Genomic DNA, 21,706 nt, shown 5'->3' on the forward strand with positions numbered 1-21,706 from the left:
CCCCGCCGCACCCACCACCCCGCCGGACACCGCCGGCGCGGCACCGACCGAGCGGATCGCCCCTGCGCCGGCGCGACGGTCCGGCCCGCCCCCGCGCCCGCCGCTGTCGGCCGAGACCCCCGCCCCGGTGCGCCGGGAGGTCCCGCCCCCGCGCGCAATCCTCACCAGCCGGACCCTGTGGCTGCTCAGCTTCGTCGCCGGCCTGGTGGCCGCCGGCTTCGCCTGGCTGGACCGCACCGCCGGCCAGCAGCGGCTGACCGAGATGGTGACCGAGCTCGACCCCACCCGGGACCCAGCGTCCCTGGCGTCCCTCGGGCGGCTGATCTTCTGGGGCTCCTTCGCCGCCGTGCTGCTGGTCATCGTGGTCGAGGCGCTGCTGCTGCGCACGATGATGGGCCGGCGCGCCTGGGCGCGCATCGCCCTGCTGGTCATGCTGATCGTCCACGCCGCGGTCATGGTCCTCGCCGACGCCTACCTCGCCGCGGCGGGGGCGGAGGGTGCCGGGGTCCGCTGGCCGCTGGTCGCCCAGCTGCTGCTGGCCGCGGCGGCCTGGATCGTCAGCCTCGCGCCGTCGGCGACGCGCTGGTTCCGCGCGGAGCCGTCGTCCCCGGCGTGACCGGCTCGCGGCCCGCGCCCGCGATACGCGGGGCGGCGGGATCCTCGGAGGACGGCGCCCGCAGCACCAGCCGCTGACGCCCGCCCCCGCCGGCCGCGGCCACCAGCGCCTCGCAGCTGCGCACCACCACCTCGCAGACGGCGGCCGTGGCCCGGTCCGTCAGCGGGTTCGCGGCCAGCGCCCGCCAGCGGCGCAGCGCGGCGAGCGCCTGCTCGCGCACCTCTCCCGGCGCGGCGTCGTCCCCCAGCCCCAGCCGGCGGGCCGCGCCGACCCCGGCCCCGCCCACGAGCCGCTCGGCCTCGGCGGCCAGCGCGGCGGGCACCGGCAGCCCGGAGGTGCGGGCCGTGGCGAGCAGCCGCAGCTCGCGGAACTCGTGCGCCCCGGCCTGCACCCGCTCGACCTCGGCGGCCAGCCGCTCGGTGCCGGGCCGGGGCCGCTCGCGGAGCAGGGCCTCCAGGCCCACGAGCGTCGTGCGTGCCTTGAGCTGGCCGGCGCGGGCCTGGAACTGCCCGTCGAGCAGGCGCTGGAGCTCCCCGAGACCGCTGCGGCGGGCCATGTCGTGGGCGAGCTCGGTGGGGTCGTCGATGCCGCTGCGGATGAGCACCATGGCCAGGCGCAGCCCGAACATCCCGAACCGCTCGAGCAGGGCCGCGCGCACCTCGGGGTCCACCGGGGTGCCGGCGGCGTGGGCGAACCGGTCGGCCGACAGGAGCAGCCGCTCGCGCTCCTCCCGCTCCAGCCCGGCCAGCGCGCGCAGCGCGGCGAACTCGGCCTGGCGCAGCGTCCGCGCGCTCTGGGCGAGCAGCCCGGCGACCGGCACCACCGCGAGCGCCAGCTGACGCAGCACCGGGTCCTCCCGGTAGCGGGCGGCGACGTCCCGGGCGGAGACCATCGTGTCGAGCCGCCCGGCGCCCACCTCGTCGGCCCGGGAGAGCACCGCCAGGGCGTTGACCGTGCCGGAGCGGCCCGCCGCCGCGTCGCGGAAGGACTCGAGGAAGTGGATGTCCGAGCCGTGCAGGTGCCGCAGGAGGTAGACGACGGCGTCGGCCTCCGACGGGGCGTCGTCGGGGGTGAGGAAGGCCGTCGCCCGGGCCGACACGTCGGTGGACAGCGAGGCGATGCCCGGGGTGTCGATGAGGGTCAGCTCGCGCAGGCTCGCCGTCGGCCAGTCCACGACCAACCGGGCCACCGCCTCCGCCGGCAGGCCCGCGAGGTCCAGCCGGAGGCGCCCGTCCACCCGGCGCACCGGCAGCTGGCGCGGCTCGCCGTCGACCGGGTGGAGGGTGACGCGCGGGACGGGCCCGTAGCGGTACCAGGTCACCACCCGGGTGCACTCGCCGGTGTCGGTGGGGGCCAGCTCCTCGCCGAGGATGGCGTTGAGGAGGGTGGACTTGCCCGCCTTGACCATGCCGGCGACGGCGACGCGCAGCGGCCCGTCGAGCCGGGCGGCGTAGCCGCGCAGCAGCGCGGCGGCCTGCGGGTCGTCGCCGTAGACCTCGAGGGCGTCGCGCAGCAGGCGGCGGACGGCGCCGTCGGTGCTCACGGCACCACCGCGCCGGCCCCGGCGGCCGGTGCCGCGCCCGCGCTCGCACCGGAAGCCGGCGCCCCGCCCGACCGCGGCGCCGTGGCCTCCTTGCCCAGGGCCTCGGCGCGCCGGCGCAGCGCCTCGACTCTGGCCAGCTCCGCCTGCAGCGTCTTGATCCGCTGCTCGCGCTCGGCGGTGAACACGGTGGCGGCGCGCTGGGCGACGAGGACGGAGTCGGTCAGGGAGCGGTGGTGCTCCTCGGCGATCTCGGTGAAGTGGTCGCGGATGGCCCGCTGGACCACCCGCAGCCGGTCCCGCAGCTGCTTGCCGACCTGGAACGTCACGTCGTCGACCTGGCGGCGCACGATGCTCTTGGCCTCGGCCTGGCGCCGCTTGAGCCGGTTCTCCTTGTCGTCGCGGTAGACCTTCCCGCCCAGCAGCACCCCGGCCCCCACCGAGATGGGGTTGATGAGGGACAGCCCGGCGATCCCGGTGAGCAGGCCGAACATCAGCACCCCGCCGTAGGAGCCGCGCATGCCGATGAGGACCTTCTGCACCGCCGAGACGTGGCCCGGGTCGAGGTCGGGCACGGGGGCGACGGGGTCGAGGACGTCGTCGGTGTCCTCCACGTGCAGCAGCGGCAGGCTGACGTCGTCCTCCGCGAACAGGTCGCCGACCTGCTCGGCGAGCCACTGCGACCGCTCGGCGGTCCACACGAACGTCTCGGAGACCGCCGAGGCCACCCGCTGCTCGAGCCAGTCCGCGAACTGGTCCCACACCGGGCCGGGGTCGCCGGCGTCGATGGCCTGCTCGGCCTCGCGCTGGACGGCGCGCAGCCGGTCGCGCAGGTCGTAGTCCATGTCGGCGATGAGGTCGGCCATGCCGTCGTTGAGCGTCACCTGCCAGCGGGCCGAGCGCTTGCGCTGCTCGTCGGCGCGGTCCTTGGCCACCTCGAGCTCGGCGAGCAGCTGCGGGGTGCGCTCGGGGTCCTGCAGGGCGGAGAGCTCGGAGCTCAGGGCCAGGCGCAGGTGCTCGGCCGTGGAGAGCAGGTCGTGCGCCACCGAGCGGCGCTGGAGCCGCTCGGCCTGCCCGACGATCTCCCGGCGCAGGTAGGCCACCAGCGCGGGGAAGCCCGACTCGGCGTTGAGCTCCTGGTCGCCCACCTGGCCGGCGTGCAGGCGCAGCACCGAGGAGACCGGGAACAGGGGGATGTCGGCCGCGACCCGGGCGAGGTGGCCGCGGTCGAGGTCGGCCACGCGCCGCCACTGCGGGTACAGGTCGGTCTTCGACAGCACCGCGGCGACGTTCGGGCACACCCGCATCGCCTGGCGCAGGAAGTGCATCTCCGGCTCGGTGTACTCCTGGGAGGCGTCGGAGACGACCAGCACGGCGTCCGCGGCGGGCAGCGCGGTCAGGGTGGCCAGGGCGTGGGCGGAGTCCAGGCCGCCCACGCCCGGGGAGTCGACGACGGCGAGCCCGCCGGCGAGGACCGCGCGCGGCAGCGTGACCTCGGCCCCGACCAGGCGCTTGGTGTTGCCGGGGTTGCCGGCCTCGGTGACGAAGCGGGGAAGGTCCTCCAGCGGGACCGGGCGGCGCTCGGGGGCGGCGTCCTCTCCCCCGCCGGCGAGCAGGACGGCGGCGGTGGGCTGCTCGCCGTGGCGGACCACCGTGGGCACCGCCGTCGCGACGTCGTCGTCCACCGGGCACACCGGCGCCCCGACGAGGGCGTTGATGAGCATGCTCTTGCCCTGCTTGAACTCCCCGACGACGAAGACGCGGATGGCGGGGTCGAGCAGCCGGCGCCGGGTCTGCTCCAGGCGGCGGCGCAGGTCCGCGCGCTCGCCGTCGCGCACCAGCGTGATGGACTGATCGACCAGCGTGACCAGATCTGCCACGGTCCCTCCCTCGGGCGTGAGGATCTATCGCACCACAGGGCCGGCCCGCCGGGGGACGGAATCCCCGAGGGCCGGCCCGGCGGTCGGTGCGGCTCAGCTCGGCACGTCGCCCAGGCCGTCCGGGCCGACGTCGGTGCCGGTGAAGCTGTCGGAGAAGGTCTCGTCGAAGGAGTCGTGCACGACGAGGGCGTCCTCGGTGCTCCCGGCCTCGTCGGCCGCGACGACGGCGCTGCCCGGGACGTCGGCGGTGCCGATCTCGTCGTCGGTAATCGCCGCCGGGGCGTCGTGGGTGGAGCCATCCGAGGCGTCAACCTCGAGGTCGGCGTCCGTGAGGCCGGCGCCGGCCACGTCGTCCAGGTCGGCGTCGTCGACGTCCGTGCCGACGTCGTCCGGCGTGAAGGAGTCCTCGAGGTCGACGTCGACGTCGGGCGACGGGCCGTCGAAGGCGTCCGTCAGGTCGAGGTCGACGTCGGTGGGGCGGTCGGAGCCGTCGTCGAACGCGTCCTCCGTGAGGTGCCCCGAGTGCTCGGAGCCGTCGGTGACGTGGTCGTCGTCGAAGGAGTCCTCGACGTCGAGGTCGGTGGTGCCGATCTCGACGGCGGCGTCGTGAGCCTCGAGGTTCGTCGAGCCGTCGGTGGCGGCGTCGACGTGCACGTCGCCGCCGGCTGCGATCGCGCCGTCGCCCGTGGCGACGATCGCGTCGTTGTCGAACCACTGCAGGACGTCGCCGTCGGCCCACACGTTCTGGTGCACCGCCTGGTCCGTGACGGTGTCCCGGTCGTCCACGCTGGAGGTGTATGCGTAGCTGTTGACGATGTGGGTCAGCTGCGTCACGGCGTGACCGTGGTCGTCGTCGCCGTGGCCGCCCCAGCCGTCGTCGTCACCGCGTTCGGTGTGCTCCGGGCCCCGTCCGCCGTCCTGGTGCCGGTCCCCGCGGCCGGGCCCGCCCCAGGAGGTGCCGCCGCCCGCGTGCCCGGCGCCTTGGAAGGACGTGTCGACCCGCATCGGCGCGTAGTCGAGGACCACCGGCAGCACGGCGTCGACGTCGTCGGTGTGGACGTCGTCCAGGCCGGCCCGGTGCAGCTCCCCGTGGGGATCCTCGCGGAACCGCTCCGCCGCGTCGGGGTCCCTGAGCATCTGCATCAAGAACTCCAGCAACGCGTTGGCGATGGTGGTCATCGAGTCTCCTCGTCGTCATCGCCCGGGGGCGAGCGGCGTGCGCTGCGTCGAACGTAAGCGCCGCCGACCCGGACGGCATCGGGGTCCTGCCCGTACCTGCGCCCGTCCGCGTTAGGGGGTGCCGGCCCCTGAGGCTAGGGGCCTGCCGGCCCCGCCCGGCCAGGGCAGGGCGAGGCCGGTGGCCGGCCCGAGGGGGGGTCGGGCCGGCCACCGGGGCGGGGTCACGCGACGCCGTCGACCTCGAGCTCGTTGTCGGAGAAGTTGTCCGAGAAGTTGTCGTCGAAGGAGTCCTCCACGACGACGTTGTCCTCGATCTCGGTGTTCCCGACCTCGTTGTCGGCGATGACGACGTTGTCCGACACGTTGGTGTTGCCCACCTCGTTGTCGGAGATCGTCGTGGAGTGGTCGTGGGTGGAGTTGTCCGAGGCGTCGACGTCGATGTCCGCGTCCTTGGCGTCGATCCCGTCGTTGTCGGTGTTGCCGACGTTGTCCAGGTCGACGTTCTCGACGTCGATCCCATCGTTGTCGGAGTTGCCCACGTTGTCCCAGTCGACGTTCTCGACGTCGATCCCGTCGTTGTCCTGGGTGAAGGAGTCGTCGATGTCGACGTCGACGTTGGTGGACTCGTCGTTGAACGAGTCGGTGGCGTCGAAGTCGACGTTGGTGGAGTTGTCGGAGTGGTCCGAGTTGTCCTCGGAGTGGTCGTCGTTGAAGGAGTCGTCGATGTCGACGTCGGTGTTGCCGACCTCGACGGTGGAGTCGTGCGCCTCGACGTTGGTGGAGTTGTCGGTGGAGTTGTCGACGTGCGCGTCGTCGCCGGCGGCGACGGAGTCGTCGCCCGAGGCGATGATCGCGTCGTTGTCGAACCACTGCTTGACGTCGCCGCCGTCGGTCCAGATGTTCTGGTTCACGGACTGGTCGACGTTGGTGTCCCGGTCGTCGATGTTCTTGGTGTACTCGAAGTTGTTGACGATGTGGGTCAGCTGGGTCACCGCGTGGTCGTGGTCGTGGTCCCGGCCGTGGTCGTGGTCGCGGTCGTGGTCCCGGCCGTGGTCGTGGTCACGGTCGTGGTCCCGCCCGTGGTCACGGTCGCTGCGCGAGACGGCCTCCGCCCGGGCGTAGGCCTCCGCCCGCGCCGACGCCTCGGCGCGGGCCTCGCCGCCGACCTCCCGCCTGACGGCGTGCTCGAGCACGACCGGTGCGACGGCCTCGACGTCGGCGCTGCAGATGTTGGCGAGCCCGGAGCTGGCGAGGTAGCCCTCGGGGTCGGCGTTGAACTCGGCAGCGGCCTGCGGGTCGCGCATGAGGTTCATCAGGAACTCGAGCAACTGGCTGGCGATGGTGGCCATCGGTGATCTCCTCGTCCTTGAAGCGTCAGGGCCGGGCGGGTTCCGCCCGACTGAGGCGAACGTAGGACCGGACAGGTGTCGACCACATCGGGGGTGCCGCCGATGCTTGCGGGCTCGGGATGGGGTCTCGGCCCGGGCACCCGCGTTCCGGGGTCTGGGCTCTGGTAGGGGGTGGGGCTCAGGGGTGAGGGGGACGGGTGATCGGTGGATGAAAGCCGGCAGGCTGCGGCCTGGCGTGCCCGGGCACACGACGCGTCGGGGGGCGTCGCGCGACGTCCTCAGCGCTCAGTCCCGGACGTCCGAGGTGCTGGACCGGACGGGGCCGGAGCGCTCCGGCTACGCGCTCCACTCCTCGCCGAGGGCGATGCGCAGCCGGGCGAGCAGCTCCGAGCGCGAGGCCGCGCCGAGCCGGCGCCGGATCCGTGCGACGTGGTGCTCCACGGTGCGCGGTGAGATGTAGATCGTGTCGCCGATCTCGCGGTAGGTCTTGCCCGCCAGCACCAGCCCGGCGATCTCCCGCTCGCGGGGGCTGAGCCCGCTGTCGTCGACGAGGGGGCGGCTCGCCGCGGGTGCGGGCTCCTGCGGCAGGCCGGGCTTGGTGCCGGGATGCAGGTCGCGGGCCCGGGCGAGCAGGCGCGCCATGTCCTTGCGCTCCTCCGTGCGGGCGGCGGCGTGCCCGGCCAGGCGGGAACCGTCCCAGGTCAGCCCGACGGACGCCAGCCCGCGGGCGGCGTTCTCCACCGTCGCCACGTCGACGTTCCCGGCGAGCACCGACACCCAGGCCCGGCCGGCGGAGGCGAGGACGGCGGCGTAGTGGCTCTTCCCGGCCGCGCGGACGAGCGCCGCGGCGTGCGGGCCGAGGTCGGCGGGCCGCTCGGCCAGGATGGCGGCGTGCACGTGGGCCCAGTGAAGCGGCACCGCCCACAGCGGCGGGTCGCCCAGCCGGCTCAGCAGCGCCCACGCCTCCGCGACGTGTCCCTCGACCCGGGCGGTGTCCCGCAGCCGGGCCGCGGCGATGAGCAGCTCGCCGAGCGGGAGCAGGGTGAACAGGTCGACCGGGAAGTGCAGGATCGTCTCCCGGGCCCGGCCCCACGCCTGCACGAGCGCCGGGGCGTCGTCGGTCCGCCGGGCCAGCCCCACCTCGAGCGCGCGCAGGAAGAGCTCCTCCCGCGGGGAGGCGGGGTGCCCGCCGGCGGCCGCCTCGGCGAGGGCGCTCTGGGCGAGGTCGGGGCGGTCGCGGAGCATCGCCGTCCACGCCCGGAACAGCAGCAGGCCCGGGCGGGCGGCGGCACTGCCCTGCCCGCCGGCCAGGGCGCCCTCGACGACCGACTCGGCCACGGAGAGCTCTCCGACGTGCAGGGCAACCAGCGCCCCGAGCGCCGCCGGGGAGATCGGCAGGGGGATGGCGCAGCCGCTGGCGGTGAGCATGTCCGAGGCGCGCACGAGCGAGGCCATGGCGGCGGTGGCGGAGCCGTCGAGGGTCGCCCGCAGCCCCTCGGACATCAGGCCGGGCACCGCCGCGAGCACGGTGGGCGGCGCGGCCGCCGGCGCGGCGTCGAGCATCTCCTCGGCGCCCTCGCGGTCCCCCGCCCCGAGCAGGGCCACGACGGCGAGCGGCGCGGACGCGCCCACACGCCCCGCCCCGAGCCAGCGGTACACCTGGGCGCTGCGCGCCAGCATCCCGCGCCGGGACCAGACCTCGGCGGCGACGTCGACGGCGCGGCCCAGGTCGGGCGGGCCGGGCTGGGTGAGCAGGTCGTCGACGATGCGGCCGGCCTCGTCGAGGTCGCCGGACAGCGCGGCGGCCTGGGCGCGCCGGGCGGCGAGCGCGCCGGCGTCGGCCCCGGCGGCGACGGCCTGGGCGTACAGCGCCCGGGCGGCGACGGGGTCCCGCGCCAGGGCGGCGTCGGCCTGACCGGTGAGCGCGGCGGCCACGCGCGGGTCGGCCAGGCCCGTCCGGGCGAGCTGGCGGGCGACGTCGTCCAGGGGGCGGCCGAGGGTGTCGACCGCCGCGAGCAGGGCGCGTTGGCGCGCCCGGACCCGGTGGGCCGGCGTCGCCGCGAGCAGGGCCTCGCCGACGAGGGGGACGATCGCGCCGGCGGACGTGAGCAGCCCGGCGGCCTCGCCGTGGGCGACGAGGTCCTCCACGCCGTCCAAGTCCCGCTCGAGGGCCGGCGGCGGGGTGTCGCCGGAGAGGTCGAAGCCGACCGCGAGGTCGAGCAGCAGCTCGCGCAGCCGGTCGTCGAGGTGCTCGAGCTCGCGGCCGAGCTGGGCGAGCACGGCGGGCGGGGCCACCTGGACGCCGTCGCGCGGCCAGGTGGTCACGACCCGCTGGACGAGCCACGGCATCCCCGCGGTCACCCGGGCCAGCGCGTCCACGACCGCGCCGGGGACCGGCTGCCCGCGCCGGTGCGCTGCGACGACGGCGATGTCGTCCCGGGCCATCGGACCGAGCGCGACGGGCGGGCGGTGCAGGTCGAGCGTGGCGAGCAGGGCGCGCAGGGCGCTGCTGCGGGGCCAGGGTCGGTGGGCGACGACGAGATGGCTCTCCCCCGTCTGGGCCAGCTCGCGCAGCCGCCCGAGAGTGACGTCGTCGAGGTCGTGGGCGTCGTCGACGAGGACGGCGGTGTACGCCGTCGCGTCCCGGCTCGCCAGGTCCGGGGTGGGGCCGTGCCGGGTCTCGAAACCGGCCGCCCGGTAGACGCTGGCCAGCTCGCCGAGGAGGGCCGACTTGCCGGTGCCGGCGGGGCCGGTGACGCCCACGAGCAGGCGGCGCTGCGGGTCGGCGGCGACCTCGTCGAGCAGCGCGGCCGCGGGACCGCGCAGGCTGCGCACGGGGAAGGCGGTGGTTGCGCGGGTGTCCACGGTCACCCTCCCGTCCCTCCGGTGCCGGCCGGGGCCTCGACGAGCTGGGTGTCCCCCTGGACGGTCGACGGGCTCTCCGCCGGGCTCGTCGGCTCGGTCGGGGCCGGCGGCGTTGTGGTCGGGTCCTCCTGCCCGGTGGTGCCGCCGCTGGGCGGCTCGGTCGCCGGGGCCGGGGTCGTCGGTGCCGGCGTCGGCGAGGGTGACGGGGCCGGGCTGGTGGACGGCGGCGGCGCCTGGGTCGCCGGGGTGGAGGGGGTGCCGGTCGCGCCCGGCGTGCTGGTACCGGTGGTGCTCGGGGTGCCCGTCCCGGCCGGGCGCGGTGCCGACGGGCCGGCCGCCGGGGTGCTCGGCTGGGCGGCGGTCGACGACGGCGCCCCGGGGGTCGGGGTGGCCTCCGGGGTGGGACCGGCCGTCGTGCGCCGGGCCGCCGGCCTGGCCGTGCCGGAGGTCGGGCCGGCCGCGCCCTTCCCGGGCGTCGTGGCGTCGCCGGTGCCGGTCGCGGAGGCCCCGGGCGTCGTGCCGGTCGCGGCACCATTCGGCGTGCCCGCCTGGGCCTCGTTCAGGGTCGGGGGGAGCAGGCTGTGCACGACCTCGGGGGTCTGGCCCGCGACGGCGGTGAGCATCGTGATGCCGACGACCCCGGCGAGCACGGCCGCCACCTTGGCCCCGCGGCGGGTGCCGACCAGCCACGGTCCGCCACCGGCCGCGCCGACCGGGGCGGGGAGCCGGGCGTCGAGCGGCAGGGTCGGAGCGTCGTAGGCGGCCCCGCCCGTGCCGGGTGCGGCCGCGCCGACGGCCCGGTCCTCGTCCGGCACCGGGGCGCCGGCCGCCGCGTCGGAGGACGGGGCGGCGTCGTCGACCGTCACCGTGGCGCCCTCCGCCGCGCCGGGAAAGGCGGCCGCCAGGGCGGCACCGAGGCAGATGCTGGCCTTGGGGTCGGCGTCGACGGCGACGGGCCGCCCCAGCTCGGCCGAGACGAGCTCGGCGACCAGCGGCACCCGGGAGGAGCCGCCCACGAGCAGGACGGCCGACAGCTCGCCCGGGTCGACCTCGGCGACGCTGAGCGCGTGCCGGAGGGTCTCGACGCTCTCGCGCACTGGGCCCTCGATGAGCCCCTCGAACTCGGCGCGGACGAGCCGGACCTGGGTGTGCACCCCGGGCAGCAGGACCGGCACGGTGGTCTCGGAGTCGCCCGAGAGCGCCTCCTTGGCCTCGGTGCACTCGCGGCGCAGGCGGGAGCAGGCCAGCAGGACGGCCGGGTCGGCGGTGTCCAGCGCCGCGAGGGCGCCGTCGAGGCTGGTGGTGACGTGACGGAAGACGGCCTCGTCGAAGTCGGCCCCGCCGAGGCGCTCGAGGCCCTCGGGGGTGCCGAGGACGTCGAAGGTGTCGGCGGCGGCCTTGCGCAGGACGGCGACGTCGAACGTCCCGCCGCCGAGGTCGTAGACCGCGATGGTGCTGCCGACGTCGACCCGTTCGAAGCCGGCGTAGTGCAGCGCGGCGGCCTCGGGCTCGCTGATGAGCGCGGCGTCGCCGAGCCCGACGCCCGCGAGCGCCTCGCGGAGCAGGCCGGTCTTGTAGCCGCCCCACCCGGCGGGGTGCGCGACGACGACCCGCTCGGGGGCCTCCCCCTCCTGCTCGGTCGCGCGGTCCACCACCCAGCGCGCGAGGGCGGCGAAGACGTCCTGCGGCGCCACGAGCTGGTCCCCGACGACCAGCGGGACGGGATCGCCGACCCGGCGCTTGGACTCGCGCACGACCCGGTGCGGGTCGGTGAGCCCGCGGCGCTCGGCCGCCTCGCCGACCAGCAGCTGGCCGTCCTCGCCGAGATAGATCACCGACGGCGCGGCGGTGGAGCGCGTGCCCAGGTGCAGCAGCTGCGGCGCCTCGTGACCGGCGCCGCCGAGCCGGGTGATGGCGGCTGCGACAAAGCTCGTGCCGATGTCGATGCCGACCACGTACGCCATGAACCCCCCTAGCCGCTTCATGCGGAGCCTCCGACGGCCCCGGCGATCGACGATGAGGGCCGAGGTCGACGGTGACTCGCACCACAGGCTAACCCGACAGGTGTCGTCCTTCCAGGGGGTGGGAGCCGACGGGATGACCTCACCCTCCCGGACAGCATTAAGAGGAAATTGCTTCTTTTATTTCTCCGCAGGTGGCGGCGATCACAGCGGTGTAACAGGCCGGTCACGGGGCGATCACGGCGGGCGAATTTTTCAGGTGATGATCACCCCCGTGCACGTCCCCTACCCTGACCGGCGTGACGTCACTCCTCCTCGCCTCCGCCTCCCCCGCCCGCCTGAGCACCCTGCGCGCCGCGGGCATCGACCCGCTGGTGGAGGTGTCGGGCGTGGACGAGGACGCCGTGCTGGCCGGTGCCGCCGCCGCGGCCGCCCGCGCCGGCACCGCGCCGGTCCCGGCCGCCGACCAGGTGCTCCTGCTGGCCCGGGCCAAGGCGCGCGACGTCCACGGCCGCTCCCCCGCCGTTGACCTCGTGCTCGGGTGCGACTCCATGCTCGAGCTCGACGGTGAGGTCCTGGGCAAGCCGGCCGACGCACCCGACGCCGTCGCCCGCTGGCGGCGCATGCGCGGGCGCAGCGGGGTGCTGCACACCGGGCACTGGCTCATCGCCGGGCCGGCCGAGGTGGGAGCGACCTCCTCCACCGTGGTGCGGTTCGCCGAGCTCACCGACGCCGAGATCGACGCCTACGTCGCCACCGGCGAGCCGCTGGTGGTGGCCGGGGCGTTCACCGTCGACGGCCTCGGCGGCCCCTTCGTCACCGCGATCGAGGGCGACTACCACGGCGTCGTCGGGCTCAGCCTGCCGCTGCTGCGCGACCTGCTGGGCGAGGTCGGCGTGGCGATCACCGACCTGTGGGCCAGGTCCACGGGCGCGACGGCGGCCGGCTAAAGCGTGTCGCCCAACTCCCTGAGTTGTGAGGCACCGCCCTTCTCGGGCGTCCGAGTCTCAGGCCGGGTGGCCGGTCTGAGTTTCGGTTCCCACGTCGTCCGGGCTGGTTTCGTCCGCGCTGGTGCGCGGGCCAGAGCCGTCCCGTCGGTGGGCGTTGGTGACGGGGCCGTCTGCTTGACGGTCCCCGGCCTCCTGGGCGGTGTGGCGGGTGGCCCAGGTGGCGAGGTTGGCGGCGGCGTTGAGGTCGCGGTCGATGATCAGCCCGCACGCCGCGCACCGGTAGGTCCGCTCCTTGAGGCTCAGCGTCTCCTTGCGGTGTCCGCATCCGGAGCAGGTCTTGGAGGAGGCGAACCACCGGTCCGCCAGGAGCACCTGTCCGCCGCGCCAGGTCTGCTTGTAGCCGATCTGGCGGGCGAGCTCAACCCAGGCCGCGTCCGAGATCGCGGCGGCCAAGCGGTGGTTGGCGAGCATGCCGGCCACGTGCAGGTTCTCCAGGACGAGCCGGTCGTGGGTCTTGACCAGCCGTGCGGAGACCTGGTGCAGCAGGTGCCGCCGGCGCCCGCGCAGGTGGGCGTGGTGGCGGGCCAGCCGGGCGGCGGCCCTCCTGCGGTTGCGGGATCCTTTCTGCTTACGGGCCAGCGACCTCGCCAGCCGCCGGGTGCGGGCCGCTGCCGACCGCTTTGACCGCGGGGCGCGTTCGACACGGAGGGCCTCTTCGCCGTCGGCTGTGGCCGCCACGACCAGGGCCGCCAGGCCCCGGTCGACCCCGACCCAGCCCGCGGCGTCGCCGGCCAGGCGGGGCGGGTGCCTGGCCTTGCGGGTGCAGGTCCGCCGCCTCCACGGTCAGGGCGATCGACCAGCGGCCCGCCGCGTTGCGGGAGACGGTGGCGAACAGGACGCGGGCGCGGCCCGTGGCGATCATCCGGCGCAGGCGCCGGGTGTCCTCCCGCACCCGCAGGGTGCCGATCTTGGGCAGGGTGACCGACCGGGGACGGGTGCCTTCCGCGCCGACCCGGATCGTCGGATGCCCGCCACGGAGCCTGTTCCGGACGCGGAACGACCCGTCGGTGGACTTCTTCTTGAACCGGGGATGGCCCACCCGCCGTCGCCCCGCTGCCCGCGCCATCGTCCACGCGCTCAACGCCCGGCCCAGGTCGACGGCGGCCTCCTCGAACACCTGGGCCAGCACCTCCCCGCGCCATGACAGCCCCGTGACCTCCACTTCGGCCACGCCGCCGGGATCGACCAGATACCGGCGCCCCGCGGCTTCGGAGCGCTTCCAGGCGTTGAACGCGTTGATCAGATCGAACCCGGACCACGGCACCCACCCCGTATCATCGCCTCCGGCGTCGTGGCCGCGCCCGTGACGCTCCCGCGCCCGCAGGTGCAGGCGCAGGCACTGGTTGAACGCGAACCGCGCCGCCCCCACGTGCCGGGCCAGCACCCGCTCCTGCTCGACCGTGGGGTCGAGACAGAAACGAAACGTCGTGTGCCGGCTCACACCCCGAACGCTGCCAGCCCCCACCCACATTGAGAGACGCACCCTTTGGGAGACGCGCCCTAGGAGAGTGCTGAACAAGGGGCGTGTTCTGGCTCGGCGCTCGTGAGGCGTGGGCGGGCAGGTCGCCTCAAGGCCGTCTGGCGGCGGTCACAGCACCTGGCTGGACACGAGGTCGGGCCTGCCCGCGGTCCCATTGTGTGCCCGGCGACCGGTGTTGGACCAGGCACCGCGGGCCCTTTCACGCAGTGGCCATCACCCAGGTCCCGCCGGTGCGGTGCAGGCCCAGGGCGAGGAGTCGCTTGAGGTTGATGGCGGCGGCGCGGCGGTGGAGCCAGTGATCGTTCTTGGTGATCCCGCGGTAGCGGACCTTGCGGTTGCCGCGGGTGAGCCAGGCGATGGAGCGTTCGACCATCGGCCGCAGGCTGCGGTAGGTCTGCTGGAACCCGGGCTGCTGGGCCCGGGCGCGGTGGGCGCGCTGGAGCCCGTCGTGAGGATGGAGATCGAGCTTGCGGCCGCGGGCCGAGGTCGTGCAGCGATCCCACAGCGGGCAACCGCGGCAGCCCGCCCCGAAGGTGACCTTGCGCTTGGGACTGATGGTGCGGGTCAGCCCGTTCGGGCAGGTCACCGTGCCGGCGGTCTCATCGACGGTGAAGTCTTCGACGGTGAACCCGCCCGGCACGGCCGGGCGCAGGGGCCAGGGCTTGATGATCGCGGTGTGCCCAGCCGCCTGAAGTGCGGCGAGGGCCTCGCCGGTGCCGTAAGCGGAGTCGGCGAGGACCTCGACCGGGACCTGCCGGGTCGGGACCTTCTCCCCAGTTGCGGCCGTCGGGGCATCCTCCGCCTCTGCGGCGCCCGCCGCGCCGCCCGCGTGCTCGGGGTGCTCGGTGGGCGCTGGCATCAGCGTGGTGTCGGTGGCCAGCAGGTCCGTCCCGACGGTCCCGTCGGCGGACTCCGGCCCGGCGGCCTTGGTCAGCTTCGTGGCGGTGACCAGCCCCGTGGTCGGCTCGACCACGACGTGAGCCTTGAACCCGTTGCGCCGCTGGGCCACGGTCTTGTGGGCGTGACGGGTCTCCGGGCCGACGGTGGAGATGACCCGGTCGTAGGCGACTTGCCGCGCGATGCGCCAGCGCCCGTCGGTGCCGTCCGAGCCCTCGGCAGGCTCGACGTCCTGCCCGGCGACCACCGCCAGCAGGGCCACGACCTGGGCCTCGTCCCCCTCCAGAGCGTCGGCGTTCAGGTGATCCAGCAGCGCCAGGGCGTCGGTGACCAGCGCCGAGACGAGCTCGTCGCGGGCCGCCGGGTCATCCCAGGCGATCCGCGGCTTGCCCGGCGAGCTGTAGTCATGCCGGGTGCAGTGCTCGGCGACGGCCTCCTTGCCGCCGGTGACCTCGCGGGCGACCCGGCGGATCGCCGCGATCAGCTGGGTGACGGTGTCCTGGGTGGCGACCGCGTCCTCCAGGACCGTGGAGTCCAGCGCCCGCCGGTTCTTCCCACGCAGCACCCCGGTCTCCATCACGACCGCGGTGATCGCCTCGAAGATCCGGTTCGGCCGCTCGCTCTTGGCCAGGCGGCGGCGCCAGTACGTCAATGTCGTCGGGTGGAACGCCGGCGCCTGGACACCCAGCCCGCAGGCCGCCTTCCACCGCAGGTCGAACGTGACCGCCTCGGTGGCCTCCCGGTCGGAGAACCCGTGCAGGGCCTGGAGCACCAGCACCGCGGCGATCACGTCCGCCGGCACCGACGGGCGGCCCCTCACCGAGCGGAACAGGTCCGCGAACACCCCCTCCGGGAACAGAGCCAGCCGGTGCTCGGCCAGGAACGCGAACACGCTGCCCGGTTCGAGCAACTCCCCGGCCATCGACTCCGCGTCGAACAGATCCCGCTGATCCCGCGACCGCCCCTGCATGACCCCAGGGTTACTGACCCCGACCCACCCGCCGGCCAGGGACACGCATTGTTAAGCGGTCTCCTAGGTCGGCACCCGCCGGCGGCGGCAGGCGGGTCGCGCATTCGTCCGGTTCGCCGCCTCACGGACGGAATCGCCAGGCGCCCCCGGCCGCGGTTACCGTCGCCGGAGAAGGGCCGCGCGCCCCCTCGGCCCGGTGCCGCGGGAGCCCGGCGCGCACGAGCCGCCGCCTCGCCGAGTCGGCGCCCCAGGGAAACGGAGACGTGGACGACATGGCAGCACGGCTGAGGATCGGGATCGCCGGGTACGGGAACCTCGGGCGCGGCGTGGCGGCCGCCGTCGAGCGCTGCCCGGACATGGAGCTGGTGGGCATCTTCACCCGCCGCGACCCCGGCTCGATCGCCCCGCCCCGTCCCGACGTGCCGGTGCTGCCCTGGGACGAGCTCCTCGCCCACCGCGAGGCCGTGGACGTGCTGATCCTGTGCGGCGGGTCGAAGGCGGACCTTCCCGAGCACGGCCCCGCCCTGGCCGCCCACTTCACCACCGTGGACAGCTTCGACACCCACGCCAAGATCCCCGAGTACTACGCCGCGGTCGACGACGCCGCCCGCGCGGGCGGCCACACCGCCATCGTCTCGGTCGGCTGGGACCCGGGGATGTTCTCCCTCAACCGGCTCCTGGGCGAGGCCCTGCTGCCCGACGGGGAGACGTACACCTTCTGGGGCAAGGGCCTGAGCCAGGGGCACTCCGACGCCGTGCGCCGGGTGCCCGGCGTGGCCGGCGGGGTGCAGTACACCGTGCCCTCGGAGGAGGCCATCGAGGCGGTGCGCAGCGGCCGGCGCCCGGAGCTGACGACCCGGCAGAAGCACCGCCGCGAGTGCTACGTGGTCCTCGCGGAGGGGGCCGACGCCGCCGAGGTGGAGCGGGCGATCGTCACGATGCCGCACTACTTCGCCGACTACGACACCACCGTGCGCTTCATCAGCGCCGAGGAGCTGGCCCGCGACCACGCCGCGATGCCTCACGGCGGGTTCGTCATCCGCAGCGGCAGCACCGGGGCGGGCAGCGCGCAGGTGGTGGAGTACCGGCTCGAGCTGGGCAGCAACCCCGAGTTCACGGCCAGCGTGCTGGTGGCCTACGCCCGTGCGGCCGCCCGCCTCCACGCCGCCGGGCAGGTCGGCGCCAAGACGGTCTTCGACGTCCCGCCGGGGTTGCTCTCACCCAAGTCCGCCGAGCAGCTGCGGGCCGAGCTGCTCTAAGCGCGCCCCGGAAGCAGCGGCCCACCTGTCGCGCGGTCAGAGCCGGGCGAGCACGGCGTCGAGCATCTCCTCGGTGAGCTTGCCGGTGAAGGTGTTCTGCTGGCTCACGTGGTAGCTGCCGACCAGCCGGACCTCGTGCCCGGCCGGGGTGACAAGCACCGTCTCGGCGCCGTGGCCGAACCGCGGCTTGGGCCGGGGCACCGCCCAGCCCAGCCGCCGGGCGCTGGCCAGGGCGGCGTCCCAGCCGATCGCGCCCAGGGCGAGCATGGAGCGCAGCCCGGGCGCGACGAGCTCGAGGTCGCGGTCCAGCCAGTGCCCGCACGTGGCGCGTTCCTCCGGGGTGGGCTTGTTGCCCGGCGGGGCGCAGCGCACGGCGGCCACGATGCGCGCCCCGCGCAGCTCGAGGCCGTCGGCCGCGGAGGTGCTGGTGGGCTGGGTGGCGTAGCCGGCGCGGTAGAGGGCGGCGTAGATCCAGTCGCCGCTGCGGTCGCCGGTGAACATCCGGCCGGTGCGGTTCGTGCCGTTCGCCGCGGGCGCCAGGCCCACGACGAGCACCCGGGGCCGCGGGTCGCCGAAGCCGGGCCCGGGGCGCCCCCAGTAGGGCTGGTCGGCGAAGGAGGCCCGGCGTCCGGTCGTGGCGACCGCCTCGCGCCAGGCCACCAGGCGCGGGCAGGCCCGGCAGACGGAGACTCGCGCGTCGAGCTCGGCGACGTCGTCCGCCCCGCGGGCGAGGCGCTCGGCCTCGGCGGCGGAGCGGGCCACCGGGGTGGCGGGGCCCGCCGGGTCGCCGGGCCAGCCGGTGCCCGGGGGCACCGGGGAGGGGAAGAGCTGGCCGGTGAAGGGATGGGGACGCAGGTCGTCGGGCACGCTCGCCATCCTGCCGCCGTCGCCGGCTTTTGTGCACCTGCTACCAAGACGCCCGGGTCCGGCCGCCGCCTGGCCCCCACGAGTTGTAGACACGCGACAACCCCGGCCGCCACGGCTTGGCCACATGGACAATCTTGACGGCCAGGCCCATGCCGAAATAGGAGGGCCGCGCCGCCCCCGGCTAACGTAGCCCGAGCACGGTCCCACCGGGGCGCACCCCGCCCCGCTGCCACCGCTGCCCGGCGGCCCCCGGCCGCCCCCCTAACGATCATCACCGGCGCCCGGATCCGGGCCAGAACAGGAGTTGTCCATGACGAGCACCTCGAGCCAGCCGAGCCAGCGCCGCCGGCTCACGAAGGTGCTCATCGCCAACCGCGGCGAGATCGCCGTGCGGGTGGCCCGGGCCTGCGCCGACGCCGGCATCGCCACCGTGGCGGTGTACGCCGACTCCGACCGCAACGCCCTGCACGTCAAGCTCAGCGACGAGGCCTACGCCCTGCACGGCCAGCGGGCGGCCGAGACCTACCTCGACGCCGGCAAGCTGCTCGACGTCGCCCGCCGCTCCGGCGCCGACGCGGTCCACCCCGGCTACGGCTTCCTGTCCGAGAACGCCGAGTTCGCCCAGGCCGTCCTCGACGCCGGGCTCGTGTGGATCGGGCCGCCGCCGGCCGCCATCGCCGCCCTGGGCGACAAGGTCACCGCCCGGCACATCGCCCAGAAGGTCGGCGCGCCCCTGGTGCCCGGCACCGCCGACCCGGTCTCCGGGGCCGAGGAGGTGCTCGCCTTCGCCGACGCGCATGGCCTGCCGGTGGCCATCAAGGCCGCGTTCGGCGGCGGCGGGCGCGGCCTCAAGGTCGCCCGCACCCGCGAGGAGATCCCCCAGCTGTACGAGTCGGCCGTGCGCGAGGCGCTGGCCGCGTTCGGGCGCGGCGAGTGCTTCGTCGAGCGCTTCCTCGACCGCCCCCGCCACGTGGAGACCCAGTGCCTGGCCGACGCCGCCGGCAACGTCGTCGTCGTCTCCACCCGCGACTGCTCGCTGCAGCGGCGCCACCAGAAGCTCGTCGAGGAGGCGCCCGCGCCCTTCCTCAGCGCCGAGCAGGAGGCCACGCTCGTGCGTGCCTCGCAGGCGATCCTGCGCGAGGCCGGGTACGTGGGCGCCGGCACCTGCGAGTTCCTCGTGGGCCAGGACGGCACCATCTCCTTCCTCGAGGTCAACACCCGCCTGCAGGTGGAGCACCCGGTCAGCGAAGAGGTCGCCGGGCTGGACCTGGTGCGCGAGCAGCTGCGCGTGGCCGCCGGCGAGGAGCTCGGCTACACCGAGGTCGCCACCCGCGGGCACTCCATCGAGCTGCGCATCAACGGCGAAGACCCCGCCTCGAACTTCATGCCCGCCCCCGGTGCCATCGCCTCCCTGACCTGGCCGTCAGGACCGGGCGTGCGGGTCGACGCCGGCGTGGTGGCCGGGGACGTCGTCTCCGGCGCCTTCGACTCCCTGCTCGCCAAGCTGATCTTCACCGGCGCCACCCGCGCCGAGGCGCTCGAGCGGGCCCGTCGGGCGCTGCGCGAGACCGAGATCGTCGGCCTGCCCACCGTGCTGCCGTTCCACCGCAGCGTGCTGACCGAGCCGGACTTCACCGCCGAGCGGGCGGAGGACTTCCGGGTGCACACCACCTGGATCGAGACCGACTACGCCGAGAAGCTGCGCGAGCTGCCCAAGGCCGCCCCGGCGACGCCGGCCCCGGCCGAGGAGGAGGGCGCGGCGGAGGCCACCGAGCGCGTCGTCGTCGAGGTGGGCGGCAAGCGGCTCGAGGTGGTCATCCCCGCCGGCCTGGGGATCTCCGCCGGGCCGCGCGGCGCCGCCCGCCGGCCGGCCCGCCGCGCCGCGCGCTCGGGCGGGTCCGCCGCCAACGGCGGCAACGGCGCCTCGCTGACCTCGCCCATGCAGGGCACGATCGTCAAGGTCGCGGTGGCCGACGGCGAGCTGGTCGCCGAGGGCGACCTCGTCGTCGTCCTCGAGGCGATGAAGATGGAGCAGCCCCTGGTGGCCCACCGCGCCGGGCGCGTGCACGGCATGGCGGCCGCCGTCGGGCAGAACGTCGCCACCGGCGCCGTGATCTGCCAGATCGACCCGCTGGACGACGCCTCCTCGGCGAACTGACGCCGTACCGGCACTCGGCACGCCACCGACGACGAACCGCCCGGAGCCCCAGCGGGGCGTCCGGGCGGTTCGCGTCGCGGCCGGCGATCAGGCGGTCGCGGCGACCTCGACCGGCCCGGCCGCGCGGGCGGCCTTGACCATCTCGGCGCACTTCTCGCCGATCATCATCACGGTGATGTTGGGGTTGACCGTGGTGTGCTCGGGCATGATCGAGGCGTCGGCGACGCGCAGGCCGCTGACGCCCTTGACCCGCAGCTCGGGGTCGAGCGGGGACATCGGGTCCTCTGGCGCCCCCATGCGCACCGTGCCGACCGGGTGGTAGACGGTGTTGTGGGTGCGGCGGATGTAGTCCGCGAGCTGCTCGTCGGTCTGGACGTCTGTGCCGGGGTAGAGCTCCTCCCCCGCCCACTCGGCCATCGCCGGCTGGGCGACGATCTCGCGGGCCTTGCGGATGCCGGCGATCATCACCCGCATGTCGTGCGGGTCGGTGAAGTACCGAGGGTCGACCATCGGCTTGTCGCGGAAGTCCTTGCTGCGCAGACGCACCGTGCCGCGCGAACGGGCGTGGGTGACGTTGGGGGTCAGGCAGAAGCCGTTCTCCGTCGTCGGGTAGCCCTGGCGCAGGGTGTGCATGTCGAACGGCACGGACCCGTAGTGCATCATCAGGTCCGGACGGTCCAGGCCCTCCTCGGTGGGCGTGAAGATGCCGATCTCCCACCACTGGGTCGAGGAGGTCGGCATGGGCTTCTTGGCCGCCCACTGGATGACGCCCTCGGGGTGGTCCTGCAGGTTCGCCCCGACGCCGGGAGCGTCCACGACGACGTCGATCCCGACCTCGCGCAGGTGCTCGGCGGGGCCGATGCCCGAGAGCATGAGCAGCTTGGGGGTGTCGATGGCGCCGGTGGAGACGATCACCTCGCGGCGGGCGTTGATGACCTTGGTGCGGCCGAAGGCATTGTCGGTCACCTCTACGCCGGTGCAGCGGTTGTCCGCGTCGAGCACGAGCTTCTTGGCCCAGGTGCCGGTGAGGACGTGCAGGTTCTCCCGGTCCAGGATCGGGTGGAGGTAGGACACCGAGGAGGAGGACCGGGTGCCGTCCGGGCGGCGGTTGATCTGGAAGAAGTTCGCGCCGTTGACCACGGTCTCGCCGGTGTTGAACGTCGCCCGCGGGATGCCCGCCTGCTCGCAGGCGTCCAGCAACGCCACGCCGCACGGGTCCGTGGGCGGGACGTTCATCAGGCGCACCGGGCCGTCCTTGCCGTGGAGCGGGCCGTCGTCCTCGTTCGTCTCGAGCTTGGTGACCAGCGGGAGGGTGTGCTCGGCGCCCCAGCCGGCGGCGCCGTGCTTGGCCTCCCACTCGTCCAGGTCCTCCCGCGGGGGCCAGAAGGCGATGCAGGAGTTGTGCGAGGAGCACCCGCCCAGCACCTTGGCGCGGGCGTGGCGCATGAAGGAGTTGCCGTTCTCCTGCGGCTCGATCGGGTAGTCCCAGTCGTACCCGGACTCGAGCAGCTCCATCCACCGGTCGAGCTGGAGGACGACATCGAGTCCGACGTCGGTGGGGCCGGCCTCGAGGAGGGCCACCTGGACGTCGGGGTCCTCGCTCAGCCGGGCGGCGACGACGGCGCCGGCCGACCCGCCGCCGACCACCACGTAGTCGTAGGTGCTCTCGTTCACG

General features: G+C 75.0%; 14 protein-coding genes and 1 pseudogene. 4 read left to right on the forward strand and 11 right to left on the reverse strand.

Going from position 1 to position 21,706, the window contains the following annotated elements:
• A partial coding sequence (locus tag GD970_RS21740) for a hypothetical protein (protein ID WP_193314961.1) occupies positions 1-616 on the forward strand: 616 nt, incomplete at its 5' end.
• Here the strand turns inward: GD970_RS21740 and GD970_RS15020 are convergent.
• The 6 genes from GD970_RS15020 to GD970_RS22515 form a co-directional block, all read right to left on the reverse strand.
• Positions 558-2,159, reverse strand: coding sequence for a dynamin family protein (locus tag GD970_RS15020; RefSeq protein ID WP_152203714.1), 1,602 nt, complete (start codon positions 2,157-2,159; stop codon positions 558-560). The genes GD970_RS21740 and GD970_RS15020 overlap by 59 nt on opposite strands.
• On the reverse strand, positions 2,156-4,036 hold the full coding sequence (locus tag GD970_RS15025; RefSeq protein WP_152203715.1) for a dynamin family protein: 1,881 nt from the start codon (positions 4,034-4,036) through the stop codon (positions 2,156-2,158). Before GD970_RS15025 ends, GD970_RS15020 begins: the two co-directional genes overlap by 4 nt.
• Before the next feature lie 93 nt (positions 4,037-4,129).
• Positions 4,130-5,215 carry an IniB N-terminal domain-containing protein gene (locus tag GD970_RS15030; protein WP_152203716.1) on the reverse strand — a complete coding sequence of 362 codons (1,086 nt, stop codon included), beginning with the start codon at positions 5,213-5,215 and terminating at the stop codon, positions 4,130-4,132.
• A 221-nt stretch (positions 5,216-5,436) separates the two neighbouring features.
• Positions 5,437-6,564 carry an IniB N-terminal domain-containing protein gene (locus tag GD970_RS21745; protein WP_170297323.1) on the reverse strand — a complete coding sequence of 376 codons (1,128 nt, stop codon included), beginning with the start codon at positions 6,562-6,564 and terminating at the stop codon, positions 5,437-5,439.
• Positions 6,565-6,900: 336 nt separating this feature from the next.
• A complete protein-coding gene (locus tag GD970_RS15040; protein ID WP_226925372.1) occupies positions 6,901-9,429 on the reverse strand; it encodes a helix-turn-helix transcriptional regulator in 2,529 nt (842 codons plus the stop codon).
• A 2-nt stretch (positions 9,430-9,431) separates the two neighbouring features.
• Positions 9,432-11,393, reverse strand: a complete 1,962-nt coding sequence (locus tag GD970_RS22515; protein ID WP_170297345.1) for an Hsp70 family protein — start codon at positions 11,391-11,393, stop codon at positions 9,432-9,434.
• A gap of 296 nt (positions 11,394-11,689) precedes the next feature.
• On the opposite strand from GD970_RS22515, the gene GD970_RS15050 reads away from it, so the two are divergent.
• Entirely contained in the window at positions 11,690-12,340 is a 651-nt protein-coding gene (locus tag GD970_RS15050) for a Maf family protein (protein ID WP_152203718.1), read from the forward strand.
• A gap of 57 nt (positions 12,341-12,397) precedes the next feature.
• On the opposite strand, the gene GD970_RS15055 is transcribed toward GD970_RS15050, so the two are convergent.
• From GD970_RS15055 to GD970_RS15065, 3 genes and pseudogenes are all read right to left on the reverse strand, one after another.
• Entirely contained in the window at positions 12,398-13,135 is a 738-nt protein-coding gene (locus GD970_RS15055; protein ID WP_282958513.1) for an RNA-guided endonuclease InsQ/TnpB family protein, read from the reverse strand.
• A gap of 577 nt (positions 13,136-13,712) precedes the next feature.
• Positions 13,713-13,871, reverse strand: a pseudogene (locus GD970_RS22520) (helix-turn-helix domain-containing protein); the annotation flags it as partial.
• 208 nt (positions 13,872-14,079) lie between these two features.
• Complete coding sequence (locus tag GD970_RS15065; protein WP_152203721.1) at positions 14,080-15,747, reverse strand: transposase; 1,668 nt, start codon at positions 15,745-15,747, stop codon at positions 14,080-14,082.
• 272 nt (positions 15,748-16,019) lie between these two features.
• On the opposite strand from GD970_RS15065, the gene GD970_RS15070 reads away from it, so the two are divergent.
• On the forward strand, positions 16,020-17,006 hold the full coding sequence (locus GD970_RS15070) for a diaminopimelate dehydrogenase (RefSeq protein ID WP_152203722.1): 987 nt from the start codon (positions 16,020-16,022) through the stop codon (positions 17,004-17,006).
• A gap of 36 nt (positions 17,007-17,042) precedes the next feature.
• Here the strand turns inward: GD970_RS15070 and GD970_RS15075 are convergent, their stop codons facing one another.
• A complete protein-coding gene (locus GD970_RS15075; protein ID WP_319593467.1) occupies positions 17,043-17,873 on the reverse strand; it encodes a uracil-DNA glycosylase in 831 nt (276 codons plus the stop codon).
• A gap of 310 nt (positions 17,874-18,183) precedes the next feature.
• Here GD970_RS15075 and GD970_RS15080 point away from each other — a divergent pair, with 310 nt between their 5' ends.
• On the forward strand, positions 18,184-20,031 hold the full coding sequence (locus GD970_RS15080; protein WP_152203724.1) for an acetyl/propionyl/methylcrotonyl-CoA carboxylase subunit alpha: 1,848 nt from the start codon (positions 18,184-18,186) through the stop codon (positions 20,029-20,031).
• Between the two features lie 87 nt (positions 20,032-20,118).
• On the opposite strand, the gene GD970_RS15085 is transcribed toward GD970_RS15080, so the two are convergent.
• Entirely contained in the window at positions 20,119-21,705 is a 1,587-nt protein-coding gene (locus tag GD970_RS15085; RefSeq protein ID WP_152203725.1) for a GMC family oxidoreductase, read from the reverse strand.
• Position 21,706: the final 1 nt, after the last annotated feature.

Origin of the sequence: Georgenia thermotolerans, assembly GCF_009193185.1 — a bacterium.
Classification (GTDB): domain Bacteria; phylum Actinomycetota; class Actinomycetes; order Actinomycetales; family Actinomycetaceae; genus Georgenia; species Georgenia thermotolerans.